Source organism: Paraburkholderia sediminicola, assembly GCF_046027825.1.
GTDB classification, from domain to species: Bacteria; Pseudomonadota; Gammaproteobacteria; order Burkholderiales; family Burkholderiaceae; genus Paraburkholderia; species Paraburkholderia sediminicola_D.
Genome location: NZ_JAQQDU010000043.1, coordinates 44758 through 65075 on the forward strand (window position 1 = coordinate 44758; position 20318 = coordinate 65075).

The 20318-nt window shown below is 59.8% G+C and carries 18 protein-coding genes and 1 pseudogene; 6 read left to right on the forward strand and 13 right to left on the reverse strand.

Annotated elements, in window-relative coordinates; translation table 11 throughout:
• Positions 1–27 precede the first annotated feature (27 nt).
• Positions 28–1449 (reverse strand): carotenoid oxygenase family protein, encoded by a 1422-nt coding sequence (locus tag PQQ96_RS22865; protein ID WP_408296917.1) that lies wholly within the window; start codon positions 1447–1449, stop codon positions 28–30.
• A gap of 228 nt (positions 1450–1677) precedes the next feature.
• On the opposite strand from PQQ96_RS22865, the gene PQQ96_RS22870 reads away from it, so the two are divergent.
• On the forward strand, positions 1678–2127 hold the full coding sequence (locus PQQ96_RS22870) for a hypothetical protein (protein WP_408296919.1): 450 nt from the start codon (positions 1678–1680) through the stop codon (positions 2125–2127).
• Positions 2128–2204: 77 nt separating this feature from the next.
• Here PQQ96_RS22870 and PQQ96_RS22875 read toward each other — a convergent pair whose 3' ends face one another.
• Both PQQ96_RS22875 and PQQ96_RS22880 read right to left on the reverse strand, forming a co-directional pair.
• Positions 2205–2588 (reverse strand): hypothetical protein, encoded by a 384-nt coding sequence (locus tag PQQ96_RS22875; RefSeq protein WP_408296920.1) that lies wholly within the window; start codon positions 2586–2588, stop codon positions 2205–2207.
• 128 nt (positions 2589–2716) lie between these two features.
• On the reverse strand, positions 2717–4174 hold the full coding sequence (locus tag PQQ96_RS22880) for an NCS1 family nucleobase:cation symporter-1 (RefSeq protein WP_408296922.1): 1458 nt from the start codon (positions 4172–4174) through the stop codon (positions 2717–2719).
• A 364-nt stretch (positions 4175–4538) separates the two neighbouring features.
• On the opposite strand from PQQ96_RS22880, the gene PQQ96_RS22885 reads away from it, so the two are divergent.
• Positions 4539–5408 (forward strand): alpha/beta hydrolase, encoded by an 870-nt coding sequence (locus PQQ96_RS22885; RefSeq protein WP_408296924.1) that lies wholly within the window; start codon positions 4539–4541, stop codon positions 5406–5408.
• A 355-nt stretch (positions 5409–5763) separates the two neighbouring features.
• Here PQQ96_RS22885 and PQQ96_RS22890 read toward each other — a convergent pair whose 3' ends face one another.
• Positions 5764–7338, reverse strand: coding sequence for an MFS transporter (locus PQQ96_RS22890; protein ID WP_408296926.1), 1575 nt, complete (start codon positions 7336–7338; stop codon positions 5764–5766).
• Positions 7339–7505: 167 nt separating this feature from the next.
• On the opposite strand from PQQ96_RS22890, the gene PQQ96_RS22895 reads away from it, so the two are divergent.
• Positions 7506–8396, forward strand: a complete 891-nt coding sequence (locus PQQ96_RS22895; protein WP_408296928.1) for a LysR family transcriptional regulator — start codon at positions 7506–7508, stop codon at positions 8394–8396.
• A 114-nt stretch (positions 8397–8510) separates the two neighbouring features.
• On the opposite strand, the gene PQQ96_RS22900 is transcribed toward PQQ96_RS22895, so the two are convergent.
• The 5 genes from PQQ96_RS22900 to PQQ96_RS22920 all read right to left on the reverse strand — a co-directional run bounded on the left by PQQ96_RS22900 (position 8511) and on the right by PQQ96_RS22920 (position 14404).
• On the reverse strand, positions 8511–9464 hold the full coding sequence (locus tag PQQ96_RS22900; protein WP_408296964.1) for an alpha/beta hydrolase family protein: 954 nt from the start codon (positions 9462–9464) through the stop codon (positions 8511–8513).
• Between the two features lie 504 nt (positions 9465–9968).
• Positions 9969–11549 (reverse strand): isocitrate lyase, encoded by a 1581-nt coding sequence (locus PQQ96_RS22905; RefSeq protein ID WP_408296930.1) that lies wholly within the window; start codon positions 11547–11549, stop codon positions 9969–9971.
• Between the two features lie 483 nt (positions 11550–12032).
• A complete protein-coding gene (locus PQQ96_RS22910; protein WP_408296931.1) occupies positions 12033–12752 on the reverse strand; it encodes a hypothetical protein in 720 nt (239 codons plus the stop codon).
• 452 nt (positions 12753–13204) lie between these two features.
• Positions 13205–13960, reverse strand: a complete 756-nt coding sequence (locus PQQ96_RS22915) for an SDR family oxidoreductase (RefSeq protein WP_408296933.1) — start codon at positions 13958–13960, stop codon at positions 13205–13207.
• Between the two features lie 42 nt (positions 13961–14002).
• Positions 14003–14404 (reverse strand): nuclear transport factor 2 family protein, encoded by a 402-nt coding sequence (locus PQQ96_RS22920; RefSeq protein WP_408296935.1) that lies wholly within the window; start codon positions 14402–14404, stop codon positions 14003–14005.
• Between the two features lie 228 nt (positions 14405–14632).
• Here PQQ96_RS22920 and PQQ96_RS22925 point away from each other — a divergent pair, with 228 nt between their 5' ends.
• Both PQQ96_RS22925 and PQQ96_RS22930 read left to right on the forward strand, forming a co-directional pair.
• A complete protein-coding gene (locus PQQ96_RS22925; RefSeq protein ID WP_408296937.1) occupies positions 14633–15271 on the forward strand; it encodes a TetR/AcrR family transcriptional regulator in 639 nt (212 codons plus the stop codon).
• Positions 15272–15424: 153 nt separating this feature from the next.
• Complete coding sequence (locus tag PQQ96_RS22930; RefSeq protein ID WP_408296939.1) at positions 15425–15826, forward strand: hypothetical protein; 402 nt, start codon at positions 15425–15427, stop codon at positions 15824–15826.
• Between the two features lie 104 nt (positions 15827–15930).
• Here the strand turns inward: PQQ96_RS22930 and PQQ96_RS22935 are convergent, their stop codons facing one another.
• On the reverse strand, positions 15931–16233 hold the full coding sequence (locus tag PQQ96_RS22935) for a hypothetical protein (RefSeq protein WP_408296941.1): 303 nt from the start codon (positions 16231–16233) through the stop codon (positions 15931–15933).
• A gap of 747 nt (positions 16234–16980) precedes the next feature.
• Between PQQ96_RS22935 and PQQ96_RS22940 the strand changes: the two genes are divergently transcribed.
• Complete coding sequence (locus tag PQQ96_RS22940) at positions 16981–17697, forward strand: transposase (protein WP_408296942.1); 717 nt, start codon at positions 16981–16983, stop codon at positions 17695–17697.
• Positions 17698–17753: 56 nt separating this feature from the next.
• On the opposite strand, the pseudogene PQQ96_RS22945 reads toward PQQ96_RS22940, so the two are convergent.
• The 3 genes and pseudogenes from PQQ96_RS22945 to PQQ96_RS22955 form a co-directional block, all read right to left on the reverse strand.
• Positions 17754–17966 (reverse strand): annotated as a pseudogene (locus tag PQQ96_RS22945) (SAM-dependent methyltransferase); the annotation flags it as partial.
• 126 nt (positions 17967–18092) lie between these two features.
• A complete protein-coding gene (locus tag PQQ96_RS22950) occupies positions 18093–18572 on the reverse strand; it encodes a DUF6886 family protein (RefSeq protein ID WP_408296944.1) in 480 nt (159 codons plus the stop codon).
• A 910-nt stretch (positions 18573–19482) separates the two neighbouring features.
• Positions 19483–20061 carry a class I SAM-dependent methyltransferase gene (locus tag PQQ96_RS22955; RefSeq protein ID WP_408296946.1) on the reverse strand — a complete coding sequence of 193 codons (579 nt, stop codon included), beginning with the start codon at positions 20059–20061 and terminating at the stop codon, positions 19483–19485.
• Positions 20062–20318: the final 257 nt, after the last annotated feature.

Below are 20318 nucleotides of genomic sequence, written 5' to 3' on the forward strand. Positions count from 1 at the left end.
TGCATATCGGTCATCGACGAACGGCGCTCAACTCAAAGCGTTCCGCCAGTTGCCATGAAAACCGGCAGGCACGCGATGCGACAGATGTGCCAATGCAATCGGACCCGCCGCGATGTCGGCTGCATCAAATACCGCTAGATCGCTGCGGTTCTCATTGCCACGCCAGACAACGCTGAGTAGCCAGCCGTCTCCTTCCGGTGCATCCGCATGGCGCTCGACAAAGATCGGTTCACTACAGTAATCGCCTATGGAGGGGAGCCATTCGGCGGTACGGCCGGTGCTCAGGTCGATGTGAGCCAACCCTCCACGCGCGTCGTCACCCTTGATGCCCTCGGTCACCGGGGCGGAATTGAAATAGCCGTGCCTGTATCGCGACATGGCAAACCGTTCGTCGAGCCGGGGAAACTCGCCTGAGCGGGCGTCCATCAGTCGCTCCGAGAAGCTCGTCGTATTGCCGGTCAGATCGAAGGTCCACCGCACGAGTCGCGCCTGCGGTGACTCGTCGCTCACTGGCGTGCCATCGGGTCGCGGAAATAAGGGCGCGACATCGTATTTCATCACGTCGCAGACGATATGCTCGCCGTCGTCGAATGCATTCATCGCGTGGAAGACATAACAGGGATCGCCGACGAACCAGCGCACGTCCGCCGCTGTCCCGTTTCGCGGCAAGATGCCGATATGCGTCCCTTTGTCCGGCTCCCAGGCGTAAGGCGGAAGACCGCTCTGCGCCCGCTCCATTGAACCGGTGAGCGGGAAGATCGGAAAGATAATATGTGTGCGGGTAACGACGAAGTCGTGGACCATGCTTGGGAACGGCGCCGCGAGATGCAGACTACGCTGCAAGCGCCCCTCGCGATCGGCTACGTGAAGCATCAGATCGCAGGTAAAAGGGCCGCGCGCTGCATAAGCGAAAAAGACCAACTCGCCGGTAAGGGGATCGCATTTAGGATGCGCCGTCATCTTGCCCGGTAGCTTGCCCTCGAAATGGTGGTATCCGCGGGGCTCCAGCGAGAACGGATCCACTTCAAACGGTGCGTGCGCTTCCTCGAGTGCCAGCAGACGGTTGCCATGCCAGATGACATTGGTATTGGCCGTTGTGGAGTTGAGTTCGAGCAAAGCCGGGTCTGTCAGGTGCCGATGGGTCAGCGACCCGGACATGCCTTCCCCATCGGCATTTTCCATGATCCATTTGGGTGTGCGAACCCAACGGTTGCGGTAAGCGACGCGCCCCTCGTCAATGTGAAATGCGTGCAGCATGCCGTCGCCCGAGAACCAATGGTACGGGCCGCGCGGCGCGAACTGCGGATTCGGACCGTTACGGTATAGGGTGCCGCGCAGTGCCTTGGGCACCTCGCCGGTTATCGGCAGATTTGGTGCGTCGCACTCCATGTGAAGCGGCGCGTAGTAGCCGGTGAGAAAGGGATCGTCGGTGGGAAAGGGCAAAGCCACGGGAGTCTCCTGGTTTCTTTGGGTCAGCCGGTACTGTACGGTTGCCGAGGCCGCCATTAAGCAGATGGGGATCGCGCCGGACAACACCCTGTCAGCATCGACGGCCACTCGAAAACGTCATCGATAGCGCAAGTGCGTGTAAATTTGGGGCCTGTGGCTTCCGACCCGCCACTGCTTCTTCGAATCGGTCGTCATCGGAGTCGGTCCCACAGTCTTACAGGAGCCGGTATGAGCACGAAGCACAGCAAAAAAGAACATCTTGAAGCGGCGGCGTCACATCACGAACAGGCCGCGCGATACCACCGCGCTGCATCGCGGCATTTCGAGGCGGGTAAAGACTATGCCCACACTGCACACGAGGCGATGATGGCCCACGGCCACACCTTGCACGCGATCGATCAGGCACACGTTGCGGGCGCACACAGCGCCGGTACGCCGCCTGCGTCGACCGGCTCGGGTGCAAACAGCGCAGACGCGGCAAAACTTCACGCCACGGCAGCGGAGCTTCACGATCAGGCGGCGCAGCATATGCGCCACGCCGTCAAGCTCTTCGATCAGGACCGCAGCGCCGTCGCCCACGACGCGCAGCTAGCGCTCACCCTCGCACTACGTGCTTTGTCCCATGGCAATGAAGCAGCCAAACTATTTATCAAGCTCGCGCCCGCCGAAGCTTCGTGAGTGATGTCCACGGCCATGGGCTGGCCGTAGACATCCGCAGCCGGTACGCCCGGCTGAATCCAGTGCTCCCCTCGGGGCTATGCCTTGCGGTCCAGCAAGTCTGCCGCAATAGACTTTGCATGCGCGACGGCCTCGCGCGGGTCGGGGAATACACCCAGTTGTTCCCAATGTTCTTCGACCGCGTAAGTCCCCTTCATACCGAGCGCCCTTTGTACGCGTAATTGCGCCGCGTACCTGCCGTCCTCCAAGGGTCGGGCCGTTGCAACCACTTTATGCGGGAGACCCGATCTCTCCGGCTGAATCAACTCGACAGGACCGCCCGGCGCGCCGACATCGTTCAACGCGTTCCTCGTTTTGCAGTCCGGGCAGTAGAAGCACCACCCTTCGTTCTCTTGGATGGATCTGACCTGCCCGCGGGCCAGCACGGCGCGACATTCAACATTTTCGCAGATGAACGGCATAGCAGTCTCCGGAGTTGTTTGCGAGAAATCCTAGCATGACCGACGACGGTTAACCATCAGCATTGTTGCCCTGCCTGATTCGCGCACTAGCACTCGGGCGTCCCCCTGCCCGCTCCACTGGAAAACCCTCAAGCGCCGGTCGGTGCGATCGCGGTACGCGGCCGCAGCGTCGCCATGATCAGGTACATGCCACCGCCGATCACCACGCCAAAGAACCACCCATAGGTATTCCACCAGACCGGCAGCAGGTTGGTGAAGTTTGGCAGGAAGGTCGAGAACACGCTGCCGACCGCCGCGGAGACCAGCGCGTTGACATTCCAGCCGCCTTCGTAGCGGTACTCACCGTGCTCCTGATAGAGCGCCGCGATGTTGATGTTGCCCTTGGCCACCAGGTAGTAGTCCACCAGAATGATCCCCAGCAGCGGGCCCATCGTGGCGCCGATGCCGTTGACGAAGTGCGCGGCGTTGCCCTCCCACGGTGCGAACGGATAGAGCACCAGCGCGATGGCCGCGGCGATGTAGCCCCCCTTCTTGAAGCTGATCTGCTTGGGGAACGTGTTGGAGATGTCGAACGCGGCCGAGACAAAGTTGGCCACCACGTTAATACCCAGCGTGGCGATTGCGAAGGTCAGCGCCGCGATGAGCGCCAGCACCCAGCTGTCGAACTTGGCCGAGATCTGTTCGGGGTGGAGCAGCACTTCGCCATACACCTTGAAGGCGGCGATGGTGGTGACGCCAGCGACCAGCGAGAACGCGATCAGGTTGACCGGCAGGCCCCACAGATTGCCCTTCTTCACTGCGTCGCGGTTTTTCGCATAGCGAGAGAAGTCGCAAAAGTTCAGGTATAGCGCCGCGAAATAGGTGATCCAGGTCGCGCCCACGGCCATCAGCGCCCAGAACGAGCCTGGCTCGCCGCTCACGCCGGCGTCGCCCGTCTTCTGGAGCAGCACGTCCATCGGAATGCCATGGGAAAACGAGAAGCCGCCTGCCTTGACGCACAGGCCGATCGCCAGGATCAGCATCGCGACCCACACTGCGGGACCGGCCCAGTCCTGGAATTTGCGCACTGTCTCCATGCCCTTCTGGATGATGAGCAACTGCAGCGCCCAGATGACCACGTAGCAGATCACCTCCAGCCCCGAGTGGCCGAGCACTTGCGTGTCCTTGTGGAATGCCATCAGGCTGTCGTTGCGGACCAGCAGCGCGACCATCGCACCCGAGGCGGCCGCCGTCTGCGCGCCGTACCAGAAGCAGGCCACCACGGCGCGAACCATGGCTGCCAGGTTGGCGCCCCACACGCCAAAGGAGGCGCGTGCCAGCACCGGATAAGGCACGCCGGTCTTCTCGCCGGCGTAGCCGATCAGGTTCATGAGCGCGAAGATCACCAGCGAGCTGAGCCCGATCGCCAGCACGAAGTTGATAAAGCTGCCGCACAGCAGGAACAGGCTGGCGGCGAGGTAGTAGCCCCAGAGGCTGTGCACGTCCGAGGTCCAGACATTGAAGATGCTGAAGGCGCCCCAGTTGCGCTGCCTTGCAGGCGCGAGATCTTCGTTGTAAAGGCCGGGGGAAGGATCGCGGATTTCCATCTGTCATCTCCTTTGAGTTCGTGGAACTGAGGAAACACCGCTGGGCACTCCTGGGTGGAGATGCCTCCGCGTCTGAAGCCAGTGGGTATGTAAGAAAACTGTATGCGCTTTGCCGCATCGATTCGAATGGGTTAACCCTGATCGAGATGCGTGCTGGCGCAAGCCATGCGCCTATTCCCACGCACGATGGGCGCCGTCGCAAGTTCGCCGTTGTCATTCACGAGACCATCCAGCGAAGTTATTATTGCCCGACAAAAAAACGAGACCAGATGGCCAAACCTGTGCTTCATTGCAGGTTATTGCTGCTGCCCCCCCATATCCAACTCACGTATGCTGTGAATGGAATAATCATGCGGTCTTCAGAATGCGCAATACGAACGCCACACGTGCAAGGCCACTGACCTGTTTCAACGACAGGCCCTGGAAACCGTTGCTTGGATTCGCGGTCTCAGTGTGCGCGTTCGCATGCACGGTCATCACCGCTTTACCGGCGTATTCAGGTGAACTGACGAAGGTACCAGTCCGGGGGCCACAGACCCAGGCTATCTTCATCGAGCAGCCAGCCAATGCTCCGCCATGGGTCATCGTATTGTTTGCCGGAGATGACGGTGTGGTCGCTCTTGACGAGGCCGGTCCGACGACAATGAAGGGAAACTTCCTCGTTCGGACCGCTGGATACTGGACTTCCGCGGGCGATGCGTCTGCTATCGTCGATGCGCCATCGGATCAATCATCCGGCATGAATGACGCGTTCCGTCTAAGCGAAGCGCACGCTCAGGACATACACGTCGTTGTCGCTGCTCTCCGGCAAAGCTTTCCTGCCGCAAAGATCGCTCTGGTGGGTACCAGTCGGGGCACGATTTCGGTTGGCAATGTGCTCCACCGGGAACCACGGCTGGCCGACGCGTATGTCCTGACCTCGCCCGTCACGATCGGCACGCGTGGCGAGTCTGGACTTTCTGGCATGCATTGGGACGTGGGCGCTACACCGGTCCTGGTGGTGTCGAACGAAAATGACGGATGTCGGGTTTCACCGTTTAGCGCGGCCCGTACGCTCGCTGAGGACAACCGGTTTCAGTTCCTGGCGGTATCAAGCAGCGAGCGCGGCAGGGTTCGCGCCGATGAATGCGGGGCGAAGTCGCCGCATGGCTTTTTAGGCATCGAGACGCAGGTGCTGTCCACCATCTCACAATGGCTCGCCGATCCGGGTTCAGTTGGAACCCTGCCGCACTAGCAGGTCATCTCGATGCGGCCGTACGCGTCCCTCAATATCGCATGCGGGTCCGAAGCCTGCCGATCACGCTGGACAAGCTGAACCCCGGCACACCCGCGACCACGGTATGACAGCCCGGTAGAAGTTCGCGATGCGCGATCCTGTGGCGTTTTCGCGACGTCCATTCGGCACAGGTATGGCAACAGGCACGTCCTGCAAGCCTCGGCAAGGCGGCCGAACACTTCATACGAAATACCCGATTTGCACCCGCAGCGAGCTTGGATAGCATGAACACACACGTCAGCGTCCCCAACGTTCGGCGTGTGTGTTTGTTCGCCGCAGCACCGTCTGCGGCCTTTTTTTAACTGACGACAAGTCAGGCGTGTTCGCGATCACTCGTCATCACGCGTGAACGCCTTTCGCGATCCACCGACGAATCCTCGTCAGCACGCGTGCGGCCAAGGATCACGAACGCCGCAATCGCGCACAGCAGCGTGACCACAGTCAGCCCACCGAGCAAAAGACCGAATGCGTCGGCATAGATATGCAGCAACGCTGCGCGAGGCACGTCCGGAAGAAGTGTCGAGGCTCGATTGAGATCGCCTGCAGCAAGTCGCGCTGCGGCTTCGGCCACGTCGGCGGATAGGGCCTGGTGTCCCAGGGTCGACTGCACGCGCGCCTGCGTCAGTGCGGCCAGAATTGCGCTGACCGTTGCGAGTGCAATGCATTCGCCTGCCACACGCGTGGTGCTGAAGATACCTGTCGCCATCCCGGCACGCTCCTTCGGCACGACGCTCACCGACAGTCCGTCCATCAATCCCCAAGGCATCCCTGCCCCAACACCGATGGTGAGCAACGGCGCGATGACAGCATGGCTCGCGCCGCCGCCCAACACAATGGTCAGCCAGTACAGTCCGGCCGTGGCGATCAACAGGCCGATGCCCGAGATGACCCCGGCGGACATCCAGCGCGTTAGCATCGCGGCGGCGAGCGGCACGACGAGCATCGGTGCGGACAGCACGAGCATCAGCCAGCCCGCGTCGATCTCGCTGTCGCCGTCGACCCCGACGAAACGCAGCGGCAGCACGACGAGCAGCACGATATAGCAGTAGCAGGTCGCGATCGGCAGTACTTGCACGCCGACAAAACGCGGATAGCGGAACAATGACAGATCAAGCATGGGCCGCGCGACGCGTGTTTCGATGACCCAGAACGCGGCGGCCAGCAGTGCCGCGCCCAACAGGAATCCGACGACGAGCGGGTTCGACCAGCCGCTCTCCGAGGACTGGATCACGCCGAACGTGAAGCACGACAACGCGCCGGTAAACGTTGCGATTCCCGCCCAGTCGATGCGCTGCGCGTTCGGGTCGCGCGATTCTCGCATCTGTGGCACGCCAAACAACAGCGACAGGGCGCCCACTACGGCACCCGTCGCGAAGATCGCTCGCCAACCGAAGCGCTCGATCATGAAACCCGCCAGCACGGGCCCGAATGCAAGCCCAAGCCCGAAGGTCGTGCCGAGCAGACTGAATGCCCGGGTACGCGCGCGGCCATCGAACTCCTGTGCGAGGGCCGCCGTCCCACCCGCCAGCGCAGCCGCCGCAGCAACGCCCTGCATCGCACGCAGCAGGTCGACAACCAGGATCGACGGCGCGAAGCCGAGCAACAGCGAGACCAGCGCGAATCCGCTTACGCCGATCGCAAACAGGCGCTTGCGTCCAAACCGGTCCGCGAGCGCCCCCGCCGCCATCAGCAAGCTACCAAAGGTCAACATGAACGCGTTCGTGATCCAGTTCATCTCGACCGGGCCACCCGCGAGTTCCCGGCCGATCGCGGGTGTTGCCAGCGCGCCCGCCGAAAAACTGAGCGGCAACGCGAGCGCAGCAAGACAAACGGCCGTGAGAATGGCGACCGGCCGCCCCAATGAAACGGAAGAAAAAGTGTGGCTCATCGACGCTCCCCAAAGGAAGCCGGTCCGCGTTACGCCTCCTGGACGCGCACTACCCGGCAGAGCGATCAACGATAATCCGGATTCAATCGGAGAAAAACCCCGTGGAATTCCGCTGATAAAGGAGTTAAATTCCTGAATTCAGTCGTCTTGATGGGTGTCGTAGCGGGATGGAAAACCTCAACGGAATCGTCGCCTTTGTGCGCACGGCGGAAGCGCTTAGCTTCGTCGCCGCCGGCCAGAAGCTTGGCGTCTCGGCGTCGGCGGTCGGCAAGACGATTGCCAAGCTGGAGCAATCGCTCGGCGTGCGGCTCTTTCACCGCACCACACGAAAGGTCACGCTCACTGATGAGGGGCGTCACTTCTACGATCGCTGTCACCGGATACTGGAAGACTTACGCGATGCCCAGGCCGTGCTGTCAGAGGCGGCACAAACGCCACGCGGCAAGCTGCGCGTCAGCCTGCCCGCGATCGGCTATCGATTCCTGTTGCCCGTGCTGCCGGAATTCACGCGGCGCTATCCGGATGTCGAACTGGATCTGGATTTCAACGACCGGCTCGTGGACGTCGTTGAAGGCGGTTTCGACGCCGTCATTCGCAGCGGCGCACTGACCGATTCGAGCCTGATGTCACGCCGTCTCGGCGCATTCCGCTTCTTGCTGTGCGCTTCACCTGGCTATCTCGCGCAGGCTGACGCGCCGCGCACGCTGCGCGACCTGGAAGAGCATGCGTGCGTGCGCTACCGTTTTCCCACAACGGGCAAGCTCCAGCCGTGGGAACTGTTGGCGGATGGCAGTGAGCCTGCAAACCTGCGCACCGGGATGACCTGCAACAATATGGAGGCGCTGCGCGCAGCTGTCATCGCGGACTTCGGCATTGGGTATATGCCGGACTTTCTGGTACGCGACGCGCTCGCGACAGGCCAGCTCACGACGCTGCTCGACGAGCTTCGGATTGCGCCAGGACAGTTCTCGATCCTATGGCCATCGAGTCGGCAGTTGTCGCCGAAGCTTAGGGTGTTCGTCGATTTCATGTGCGCGCAACTGTTTCGGGGCCTCTGAATCGACCGCTCACTATGTTCTGCTTCACGGCACGATCAGCAGCTTTCAAGGTGCAATGGCCGCTCGCCGCGCCGACCTATCTAACACGTGCGGTCTGGCGGATCAGGTTGGAATCTACCGAAGATTCGCTTGAAAAAACGTCAGCGCCATGTCGTCAAGCTGCTTGTGAAAGGCTATGCGGTCGAAGCCGTTCGCATCTACGCAGAGTTCCGGCTCATCGTTCTTCATCGCCTCGGAGCATGGTGCAAGAAAGGCGAAATGCGCTGAGTTGGAAACAAGGTGATAGTCAGGTCTGTGAGGAAGGGCGTTGGCGAGTGCGGGAGCGTTGTGCGGCAGCACGCCATCGCCGCCGAACTGAGACGCCCAAAGCTGAATTGGCGCTTTCACATTGTTCAGGCTCTCCGCGGTTGGGAATACATTGAGCGGGTCCGCGATGACAAAGGCTTTGATCCGCGCGTCATGCGTCAGAGGATCGGTGGGTACCTCTCCGCGTCGGATCTGGCCGCAAATCGGGGCGGGTTCCGGGCAGGGAACATCGGCGTGCAGGAAATCCGGGTTGCCGCCGGCCAGCACCAGCCCCGTGTAGCCGCCACGCGAAAAGCCAAAAAAACCTATCCGTTCCGGGTCGATTCTGGCTGCGTCGGGCGCGGCGCTCAACATGTAATCGATAAGACGTTTTATGTCGGTCGGTCGCTCGACGAACTCAGACATCTCGCCCGCGCGACTCGAATCGGAGAATGTATCGCCTGGATGATTGATTGCGGCTACGACAAAGCCCGCGTCGGCAAGCGTCTCGGCAAGATCATGGTGGCCAAGGAATGATCCGCCATGGCCGTGTGAAATGACAACCAGGGGAAGCTTATCGCCCACGGTCGGACAGTCGCGCCGCCCCTTCAGGACATATGGCCCGATCGGTACTTCCTGGGAGGGCTCTGCGCACGGCGTCCACACCATCGCTCTTAACGCCGGGCCGTTGGCATCAGGCGGAATTTGAACGAACTTTATTCCCGCGGCGTGCGCGATTGTCGTAGCCAGGCACAACAGAACGGCGGATATGAACGTTTTCATAGAGTTTTGAGAGGCAAGTTGTCTGCTTTCAATACGCTGATTGGCGGTATCACGGCGAAACTGCTCAAAGGCTGAACTCGACCAGGTCCAGATTTTATTCTCTTGCGCGAAGGGCGATGTTTTGACGGTAACCTTGTCGATCACGTAGGCACCGGCAAAAAATGAAAGAATTGCGAAAGAATGAGTTTTTCGACGGATGTTGTCGTGTTGATCTGTGTGGCTTGCTGGGTCGCTGTAGCCATTGCTCGATCGGGCCTTCTTCGTGGCAAACGCGGTGCGCGAGATCCACGAGGCATGCGGGTGCTGCGAGGCGCACTCGAAAGACGTGATGTGCCCGACGTCCGGAGCGTGGGAGACATCAGAGATGTGAGGAGCGTCAGCGGCCTGCGAGGGTTGAGAGGGTTAAGAGGTTTGAGAGGCGGAAGAAACCGGCGTGGGTAGGATCTCGCCGGATAAAAAAACGCCAACCTGTGGGTTGGCGTTTTGCTTGGGGTATGACGGGTATCAGAACTGGTTCATGGTGTTGTCTTTACCCGCCGCTTTCAGGGCCGCTTCGCCGCTGAAATAATCCTTGTGGTCGTCGCCGATGTCCGAGCCGGACATGTTCTGGTGCTTGACGCAGGCGATGCCCTGACGGATTTCCTTACGCTGCACGCCAGCCACATAACCCAGCATGCCCTGGTCGCCGAAGTATTCGCGGGCCAGGTTGTCGGTCGACAGTGCGGCCGTGTGGTAGGTCGGCAGCGTAATCAGGTGGTGGAAGATACCTGCTTCGCGCGCCGAGTCGGCCTGGAAGGTGCGGATCTTTTCGTCGGCGACGGTCGCCAATTCGGTCTGATCGTATTCCACGCTCATCAACTGGGCGCGGTCGTAGGCGGACACATCCTTGCCTGCGGCCTTCATCGCGTCATACACCTGCTGGCGGAAGTTCAAAGTCCAGTTGAACGACGGGCTGTTGTTGTACACCAGCTTGGCGTTCGGGATGACTTTGCGAATCTCGCTGACCATGCCGCCGATCTGGGCGATATGCGGTTTTTCGGTTTCGATCCACAGCAGGTCAGCGCCGTTTTGCAGCGCGGTGACGCAATCCAGCACGCAGCGCGCTTCGCCCGTGCCGGCGCGGAACTGGAACAGGTTGCTAGGCAGGCGCTTGGGACGCAGCAGCTTGCCCTCGCGCTTGATGACGACGTCACCATTGCCCAGTGCGTCGGCCGATATTTCGTCGCAATCGAGGAAGAAATTGTATTGGTCGCCCAGGTCGCCCGGCGTGTTGGTCACGGCGATCTGCTTGGTGAGGCCTGCGCCCAGCGAGTCGGTACGCGCCACGATGATGCCGTCGTCCACGCCCAGTTCCAGGAAGGCGTAGCGGATCGCGCGGATCTTGGCCAGGAAGTCCTCGTGCGGCACGGTGACTTTGCCATCCTGGTGGCCGCACTGCTTCTCGTCCGACACCTGGTTTTCGATCTGAATGCAGCACGCGCCCGCTTCGATAAATTGCTTGGCCAGCAGGTAGGTGGCTTCGGCGTTGCCGAAACCCGCGTCGATGTCGGCGATGATAGGCACGACGTGCGTGACGTGGTTGTCGATTTTTTCCTGGATGGCGGCCTTGGCAGGGCCTTCGGCCGCGTCCAATTGACGGAACAGGCCGCCCAGTTCACGGGCGTCGGCCTGGCGCAGGAAGGTGTACAGCTCGCGGATCAGCGCGCTGACCGAGGTTTTTTCGTGCATCGACTGGTCCGGCAGCGGACCGAACTCGGAGCGCAGCGCGGCCACCATCCAGCCGGAGAGGTAAAGGTAGCGGCGGTCGGTGTTGTTGAAGTGCTTCTTGATCGAGATCATCTTCTGCTGACCGATGAAGCCGTGCCAGCAGCCCAGCGACTGGGTGTACTTGGACGAGTCGGCATCGTAGGCGGCCATGTCGGCGCGCATGATCCCGGCCGTATACCTGGCGATGTCCAAGCCCGTTTTGAACTTGTTCTGGGCACGCATGCGTGCGGCAGACTCGGGATTGATGGCATGCCACGCGCTGCCTTGTTTCTCCTTCAAACCAGCAACTGCCTTGATGTCGTCTTGATATTGGGTCATGTGTATCTCCTAAGAGCAAAGCGCATTTGAGAAATAGTTGCGTGTGCCGCCACGTGTTTCGAAGCGAACTGCATGACTAAATTGTAGGACCGTTTTGACGCGCTGCATCACAGTCTTATATAAGACATATGACATACTTTTCTCTTATTTTTCAATGAGATACAAAATGATTATTGCGATGTGAAACATGTTTTCAAGGCGCGGGAAGGTGAAGCTGCGGAAATTTGAACCGAATTCCACAATGTGAAACGTGCTTTCGGTTGTTGGTGGCAGGACAAGAACGGATGGCTTGAGCAACGATGGCTGGCGGGATGATTTTGTAGACGTATCGACTACGATGAGCGACCTGCACGCGCTGAATCGCTATGGCCACGGATACGCGACAACGATCACCGTGTGGCATCGCGTCCAGACGCGTTTGGCCGCCGTCCTTCCTGATGGCGTCATCAGGAAGGACGGAAAACGGCCTGTACTTTCGTTACCTTAAGCCGTGGTCGACACTAAGCTCCCAACCGTCGGCATATGCGAGTTTCCTTTGAGGTTATTCGCGAGCGTCTGCACAAACGACTGCAACGACGTGCCCGAGTTGCTATCGCCGAGTGAGCTCAACAGCGCCTGAAAATCCGTCTGCAGCGTCGACGTCTGCGAAGAAGACGAAGAAGAATCGCTACTTGCATCCGAGGTCGTGGACGCAGCACTCGAACTCGTCGTGCTGCCAGACCCGAGTTGCTGTGCGAGCGCATTCAGCGCCCCGCCAATATCCCCATAGGAAGAAGTCGCTATCGAGTTCGTCGAGCTGCTCGTGCTGTTAGACGTGAAGCCGTCACTACTGCCCGGTTGCTGAAGCGACCCGAGTGTCTGAAACAGCGCCCCGAGAAAAGCCTGCAGCGCGCCGGAAACCGAACTGGTTGACGTCGCATCGCTCGTGGAGGCGGTGGAAGAAGCTGCCGTGCTGGACGAGCTCGAAGAAGCCGTCGTGCTCGACGTACCCGAGGTAGCGGTGGTCGACGACGTGCTGCTGATCCCCAGCGCCGACAACGCCGCCTCGAGTGCCGACAACAGCGGGTTTGAGTCCGTCGAACTGGTTGAAGAGGACGACGAGGACGACGCCGCTTCGCAGCCGCCGCCAGCCGAGCGACGAGTCGTGCCGACAGAAAGCAGGTTCGTGCTCGTTTGCGAACCACTTACACTTTGTATGCTCATGATGCTTGATCTCCTTACGAGTTGAGCAATCAGAGTAAGTGATGGCAATACTTCCAAATGCCTGGTAAGGGGGCGATTCCCCGCCCATCTCGGTCATCGGTAAGGCGCGGAAAGTTTTGGTTCAGACGATGTTGTCTTTTCAACGCGCTACTTCGTTGACGTCGATTCGAAAATGTGTCGACAGTGCCCGCAATGGCGATTTCCGCGGACTACTCGGCTATCGCCCAATCGGAGGATTCACACCGAGGCGGCCATTCGCGGAGTATAGAAAGTAATCCAGAACAAATGCCCGGAATGGTCGTGCCGCCACAGCCGACCATCCGGGCTAAATACGAGAAGCGCCCGGCATCAACATAGTCCCCGCTCGTGCGGCAAGGATGTCGAACGCTTCCATCACGAGCGACCTGTTCTGCTCAGAGGTCGCCTGTATCACGTATCCGGCAGGCAGTGAATCACCCGCCAAACACTTCCGCCATCTGTGCATTGAAGCCGTTGACCAGGTCGTGTTCACCGGGCCCCGGGTTGCCGCGGAACAGCTTCGCGCCTTCAACCAGAATCTCATCTGCGTTGGTTCCGAGAACAGCGATCGTTTCGTCGATGAACGCATCAAGCGGCATCGCCTGTTCGGCCTCGCGGCTGTTCATCAGGTCCGTGCGCACCCAGGGCGGTGCGATCTCGAGTACGCGAACCTTCGTATCCCGCAGCACGAAGCGTTGCGACAGAACGTACGAATGCAATGCCGCCTTGGTCGACGAGTACACGGCAGTCGCAGCCAGTGGCACGAAAGCCAGGACCGAGCTGGTGTAGGCGACGACCGCGTCGTTCCGGGTCTTGAGATGATCGATCAGTGCCGACGTCATGCGGATCGGCCCCATCAGGTTGGTCGTGATGGTGGACACCATCAGCGCGTCGTCGATGTGGCCACCCGCCTGGTCAGGCTGCATGATCCCGGCGTTGTTGATCAGCACGTTGAGGTCGGGATAGTCAGCGATAAGTTTCGCCGCTACCTTCTCGATGCTGGCCGGGTCGGCAATGTCGAGCTCGATGGCAGCCATACCGGGATTCGCCGCCACCACCTCGTCGAGATGGCTGCGCCGGCGGCCGCTGATGATGACCTTGTTGCCGCGCTGGTGGAGCGCCTCGGCTATCCCGCGGCCAATGCCCGAACCGCCGCCCGTGATGAAGATCGTGTTTCCAGTGAGTTTCATGATCGTTTCCTGTTGAAGTTGCTGTAAATGAGGTTTGCGTGGTCAGGCGGGGAACCGGTCGCCGAACATCGGCAGACCGCTCAAGGATTCGGCGCGAGTCGCTTCGTCCTGAAGGACGTCCCAGTGCTCAGCGAGCTTGCCGTCTTCAAAGCGGATGACGTCGGCTGCAATCCACGCAGCGGGTCTGCCGATCCCGGAGAAGCGGCCATGGGCGATGACATAATCACCGTCGGCCACCATCAGATGGTTCTCATAGCGCGCGGTGTCAGGCAGCGCGCGAACCAGGTTGAACAGGCCGTCGCGTCCCGGCGCAATGTGGGCGCTATGCTGAATGTAACGGTCGGACCAGAAGCGCTCGGCTGCCGCGTAATCGCGTTTATTGAACAGCGTCTCGAATGCTTCCAGCGCGAGCGCCTTGTTCTGTTCAGGAGTTGTCTTCGTCATGGTGAGGCCCTCTTTAAAGATTCAGATGACGACGCGGTCAGGCGTCAGATAACCGTTGTGCCCTCTGCGGCCTGGACGTTCAGGTAAAGAAGGCTATACTTAAGACAATGGTGAATGACCTTGTCATTGATACGGAGTGTGGGCGCCCGCCCCTCCAATGTCAATGGTGATCGACATTGTATTTTTCGATGGATCTGATTGGGCCGTTGTCGGCTGAAGGGAGGAAGAGTGGGTGTTTCCAGGCAACAGGCGGTTGAAAACCGGCACGCGATCGTGGCCGCCGCCGAGAAGCTGTTTCGCGAACGCGGCGTCGATGCGGTCGGGCTCGCCGAGCTGATGAAGGCGGCGGGCTTTACGCAGGGCGGTTTCTACAACCACTTCAAATCAAAAGACGCGCTGGTCGCCGCGGTGATGGAAAAGGCGATGGAAGACGGTGGGGAGACTTATGCCTCCATCATCGACAACGCCAGGTCGGCTGACGCCAACCCGGTCAGGCAACGGATCGAGTGGTACCTCTCACCTGAGCATCGCGCGAATATCGAGGCGGGTTGCCCCTTGTCAGGTTTTGTCGGCGACGCCCGCCGGCTCGGCGACGTCGCGCATGGCGCTTACGCGGAAGGGCTCGCGGCGAACCTCCAGGAATTCGCCAAGGTCATCGAAGAGGCGGAGGGGATCAGCGAAGGCAGCCGCGGGAAGGCGATCACGTTGTTCAGTCAGATGGTCGGTACGCTGCTGCTTTCACGTGCGGTTGCAGACGTTGATCCGGCGCTCGCGGATGAAATTCTTGACGAGGGTCGCCAGCATCTCCTCACCGCCGTGGACTCGCAACCCGGAATCAAGCCGCGTGGACGCTCGCGCCAGCGATAGCACCATGTCCTTTGAAGTTCCGGAGCGCTGTCTTTGCGCCGCCCCTGAACAGCGCTTCGAATCTGGCAATAGCAGCCCTTCTTCGCTCTCAGACGCCTTGCGCAAGATGCCATTACAATCCAGCACTTCGATCTGACAACGGCGATGTGCGCTATGAGATACCTTCTTGCATCGACACTCGCGGCGCTCATCGCTGCCGCGAGCACGGCCGCTGTAGCCCAAACATCCGGGGGCAGCGACACACCCAAACTGGAGTGCGCCATTGGGTATGTCACCGGCATCGGTGGAGCGGCACAGAGCTTTCGTGAATACCTTGCAACGCCCGACAGAGACCGATATCGCTACCTTGCGGACAACCCGATCCAATGCAAGGTCTCCGACGAGGGGCGCGCGTCTGGCTGTACCGGTGTCACAAGCCTTCGGCATGAAAAAGTCAGCGTGTACGACGACGTCGATAACGAGACGATGGCTGTAGTCGCGCGCGTGGAACTCGAACACGGGACGTACCCGGTGATTATCGTGGTGCGAAAGCAGGATGTGAAATGCGAGGAGTGAGTGCCTTCACGGCGCCGTTGGGGGCGCAGGTTTTCCCTCAACAGACCAAGGACGTTCAGGCACCACTCAATCTACGACACAGAGCTGCAATCAATCCGGCCAATTTACGCGCCGCCGAAAAACACAGGCTTCATTCCATTATTCGGATCCGGGCGAACAGCGCCTTGAATTTTATGTCCCAAGTGGGAGACAGCAGTGCCGAACGAACGCAGTTCATGATGGCTGCCCGACGCTGAAGTACCGTCAGCAACGCCGCCAAAATCGGTCGCAGCGTCACTCCCTGGATTCACGCTAGTTTGTACGGCCTGAACATTGGTCGGAGCGACCGCTTCGTTCGATTGAGCAAAAGATGAGGCAGCCGGAATTGCAAGAGCAGCGACGACGATGAGCGATTGAACGAGTTTCATGATGCTTAACTCCAGACTTCGTTTGTCCGCAAACGCCCGTTTGCGTTTCAGTGTTTGCAGTCTAGGCTGGGGCCTGTTCGCAATTAAGTACTTGCAGAACAAAATAATGTTGTAGAAATAAGTACAAACCCTTAGAAACAAACGTCGTACACGCAACAGCTTGCGTTCGCCCCCCCATCTACAAGCGCTGGTACGCGGACCAGAGGGTGACGCTCTTCGAGATCGCGAACACGGGCTCGGTGACCCAGCAGGCAGCGCTTCCCCATTAGGTTTCCGGGCTTCGGCAATTTGTCTGCAGATTGCCCCTCACAACGACAGCCGAATCCGTCCCGACCTTGGCCGCTGCCCAAGGTCCCGGATTGGAGGCGATCGTTATCGTTCGGATACCTACCGATGAAATTCGCGAACCCCATTACGCGAGGATTGACCGGTTCAGGTGGGACGCGAAATAGCGACCAAAGGCGCTTCGACCGCTGTACCGTCTTGCGCCTGATGTATTGGTGCCGGATGACGCGCAGGCAGAGCGCCTGGAGGTGTATAGCGCAGCGCGACTATTCAGTGGAGGCGTAAAACAGATGCTTGTTGCGATCGGCAAATCAGCGAAAAGAGGCCATAAAAAAGGCCTGTTTGTGATGTGAACGCACGCACATGACCGATAGAATTTCGTCCTATACCCACGTGACACACTGTCGCGCGTTCGATATCTGTCGGATCGCTTTCTCACATCGGATTTCCGGTTAATTCAGCATGACACGGCTTGCACGGCACTACGTCCCAGAACAACCGCAGCACGTTATCTTGCAGGGGCTCACGGGGCCCGCATTCCTGGACGAAGGAGACTACCGGTACTTCCTCGCCTGCCTGGCAGACGCAGCGCGCGTCGCCGATCTGGCAGTCCACGCGTGGGTACTCATGCCCGACGCGGTACAGTTCCTCGTCACGCCTTCATACGAGTCGAGCGTGGCCATGGCGATGCAGGCGGTCGGCCGTCGCTATGTCGAGACCTTCAACCGCCGCCATGGGCGCCGCGGAACGGTGTGGCGTGGCGAGTACCGGGCAACAGTGATTGAGCCCGATCGGTATTTCCTGCTCGCGAGCCAGGCCATCGATCATGCGCCGGTGCGCAACCGCCTTGTAGCCGAGCCGGGAAACTACCCGTGGTCGAGCTACACGCACCACATCGGGCTGCGTGTCGATAGTTTCATCAGGGACCATCCACTCTACCGGGCGCTCGGCAATACACCATTCGAGCGCAACCAGGCTTACCGCGATTTGGGCGCACAACCGCTCGACGAACGCGAGGTCAATAACCTGATGGAGTCGACGCTCAAGGGCTGGGTGCTCGGCAGCCCTGCGTATTGCGATTGGGCGGCGCAGACAGCCAACCGGCGTTTGATGCCCCTGCTGCTGCGCGACCGGCCGCCCCAGGTTCGCACGACACGCGCCATGGCACACGTGGGCTAATCAAAGGAGAAACCCTCAGATCTCAATCTTCACCTGGAACCCCGCAACCGGCGGCAACTGCCGAAGCCCAGCGTAGTCAGCCTCTCGGTCAGCACTGCCGGCTCGAGGAAGCTCTTCCACGGCTCGCCAATTTCGGCGAATTGCGCCGTTAACTGCTCCAGAGCGATGGGCATTATCGGGGGCAAGATTAACTGCGGCATCGCGTATTCGAATAGCACTGCACTGCCTTTGGCGCAGCCTGCGATGAAGCGCAAGGTCTCGATGACCGCAACTCACACGCTACTTCATGGCAACGGGTCTTCCGGGCTTCGAGTGGGTCCAGCCCGGTTTTCCCCAGCCCTGCGCATTCCGCAATCTGATTCCACTGGCATGCAGGTTCGTTTGCCAGATTTCTTTCAGGGGCGTGAGACTGTCCAGTCCATGATTCGCAGCTCAACATTCCTCGATTCCAGTTCAGCTATCAAGTCGTCCAGGACGTCCATCTGCGACGGGACGACAGGGGTGTTCGAAACCCACATTCCCACGTCATCCATATCGTCGAACTGCTCGATAGGCACGCGGTAACGATAGATGACGCCACTGGTGAGACGGTCCAGCCAGGCGCGCTCAATATGAGCGATCGCGCGACGGTTGGCCGCTTCGCCGAACCATGCCGCTCGATCCTCTACCGTCGTGTGCTGCGTAGGCCAGACGACGATCCGTGGGCACTCTCGGGGAAAGAGGTACAACAACTCGTGTGCCTCATCCGTCGCCCAGGCGAGCGGTCCATTCAACCATTCCTGCCCTACTGGACGATCAACCACGACACGAACTGGGCGCGGATGAAATATCGCTATATTCGGATCATCGCTAAAGTGAAAGAGGCGGGTTGTCATGCTGTAATAATGCGGCCATAACGACAAAGATCAATTGAATTCTGCCAGACCAGCGGATTCCAACGAGGTGCCAATTCATCGATTGTATGGGGCCACCCTGTCCCCGCCTTCCTGAGCCTCGCCCGCGAAGCGACGGGCAGCACTTATGCCTTGAGAGTAAGATTCCGAATCCCATTTACCTTTTGTGAATCAGCGTATCCGCCCCCCTTTGCCGCCTGAATGGCCCTTTCCGCCTAGTCGCGATGTCGCTGGTCGCACCTTCGGCTACCTTGTCGCGCTTCAATATCGCGGCGCCGATGTGTGGCTCTGGAGGTGCCGTTGCGGCGGCCACGTGACTGCCGAGTTGGCGGCGGTAGAAAGCGGCAGAACGCGTGATTGTGGCTGCCGCGAGCAGCGTCGTGTGTGGCGGTCCCGCCCAGGCTCACCTGCGCTGCGGGGCGGTGAGGTGTTTGGCATGCTGACGACCGATCGGTACGTTGGCGATGGTTTGTGGGTTTGCCGGTGCGACTGCGGTGGTGAGGCAACAGTGAGCGCCGGGCGCCTGCGACTGGGCAAGGCGCGTTCGTGCGGCCGCTGCTTCGCCGCTTCAACCGATTGACCGGCACAGTCTGTTCGGTTTGGCCATGGCATGTGCGGCGTGTTTGTCCAGCGCTCCACACGATCTGTGGCGGCTCGGAAGCGTGAACGACGTTCTTTGGAAGCTGTCGTCGGTGTCCAGGCATTAATCCCGGCATGTCGACTCTATCTCGACGTTCCCAATACGACCCGGAGCGCACCTATACATTTCGCGACAGCGGTCATTCGAAAGCTGTGGCGAACGCCCGCGTATTCAGCTACGCAAGGAGCTACCTTTCATTCGCTGCGGAGATAGTGAGCTACTCGGAACACCCGATGCCCGTTCAGCAACTGATCACCGCACCCGCTCGAGAATTACTTCCCAAGCGGCTTTGGGTTTTTGGTATTTGTCGGTCGTGATGCGCTCTAACGCGATCGTGTTCCAACCATCCGCAAAGAGTCGACGCACCGCGATTTCGTCAAAGAAGCGCTTCGGTTGTCCGTTCACCAGAAAATAGTTCGGTTCGATTTCCTCGCATCCATCGGCGCCAAAATTTGTATCCTCGGTGGAGTTCAGTCGGCATACCAGCACTCCACCCAGTCGTAGCGCCAATCTCACGCGATCCACGATCGACACGGTTTCTTCCCAGGCAAAGTAGTGAAGCGACAGACTCGCCAACACAACGCCGAGGTCCGTGGCATCTTCGGGAAGCGGATCACGAACGTCTCGTCGCTCGATGCGTGCAGAGGGTACTCTGATCCTGGTCGACGTTACCGAGGTGCGTGACATGTCAAAGCCGATCACGCGCAGGCCGGCTTTCGCTAAGCTTGCGGTGTCGTCGCCGTAGCCACAGCCAATCTCAAGCACGGGCCGTTCGCCGGAGCGCGCCTTGATCAATGGTAGCCACCGGTCTAGCCAAGGATCGGGAAACATGGGGGCATTTCCTGGAGGTAGTTTTTGAAACGATTTCAGCTGCCTGCATAAAGGCCGCACGGGGACCGATGGTGACCGTCTCGGACCGACCGGTTAAGTCCTTTCAACGTTTGCGTTAGCGGGCAGATTGTCAGCGAATTAGCGTTCGACGTCGAGCGGCAGAAATTGGCCGAACTGCGACGAATAGCGGTGGCCCCTGTTCCAGTCCCATGTCTCGCTCACATAAGCCGACAATGAAGTTGACCCGCAAAAATGGA

Coding starts and splice junctions, on each gene's coding strand:
- PQQ96_RS22920 (WP_408296935.1), bottom strand. CDS start 14,404: ATGACGAAGACAACTCCTGAACAGAACAAGGCGCTCGCGCTGGAAGCA.
- PQQ96_RS22935 (WP_408296941.1), bottom strand. CDS start 16,233: ATGAAACTCGTTCAATCGCTCATCGTCGTCGCTGCTCTTGCAATTCCG.
- PQQ96_RS22940 (WP_408296942.1), top strand. CDS start 16,981: ATGACACGGCTTGCACGGCACTACGTCCCAGAACAACCGCAGCACGTT.
- PQQ96_RS22880 (WP_408296922.1), bottom strand. CDS start 4,174: ATGGAAATCCGCGATCCTTCCCCCGGCCTTTACAACGAAGATCTCGCG.
- PQQ96_RS22890 (WP_408296926.1), bottom strand. CDS start 7,338: ATGAGCCACACTTTTTCTTCCGTTTCATTGGGGCGGCCGGTCGCCATT.
- PQQ96_RS22870 (WP_408296919.1), top strand. CDS start 1,678: ATGAGCACGAAGCACAGCAAAAAAGAACATCTTGAAGCGGCGGCGTCA.
- PQQ96_RS22950 (WP_408296944.1), bottom strand. CDS start 18,572: ATGACAACCCGCCTCTTTCACTTTAGCGATGATCCGAATATAGCGATA.
- PQQ96_RS22895 (WP_408296928.1), top strand. CDS start 7,506: ATGGAAAACCTCAACGGAATCGTCGCCTTTGTGCGCACGGCGGAAGCG.
- PQQ96_RS22875 (WP_408296920.1), bottom strand. CDS start 2,588: ATGCCGTTCATCTGCGAAAATGTTGAATGTCGCGCCGTGCTGGCCCGC.
- PQQ96_RS22910 (WP_408296931.1), bottom strand. CDS start 12,752: ATGAGCATACAAAGTGTAAGTGGTTCGCAAACGAGCACGAACCTGCTT.
- PQQ96_RS22915 (WP_408296933.1), bottom strand. CDS start 13,960: ATGAAACTCACTGGAAACACGATCTTCATCACGGGCGGCGGTTCGGGC.
- PQQ96_RS22885 (WP_408296924.1), top strand. CDS start 4,539: ATGCGCAATACGAACGCCACACGTGCAAGGCCACTGACCTGTTTCAAC.
- PQQ96_RS22905 (WP_408296930.1), bottom strand. CDS start 11,549: ATGACCCAATATCAAGACGACATCAAGGCAGTTGCTGGTTTGAAGGAG.
- PQQ96_RS22930 (WP_408296939.1), top strand. CDS start 15,425: ATGAGATACCTTCTTGCATCGACACTCGCGGCGCTCATCGCTGCCGCG.
- PQQ96_RS22900 (WP_408296964.1), bottom strand. CDS start 9,464: ATGAAAACGTTCATATCCGCCGTTCTGTTGTGCCTGGCTACGACAATC.
- PQQ96_RS22955 (WP_408296946.1), bottom strand. CDS start 20,061: ATGTTTCCCGATCCTTGGCTAGACCGGTGGCTACCATTGATCAAGGCG.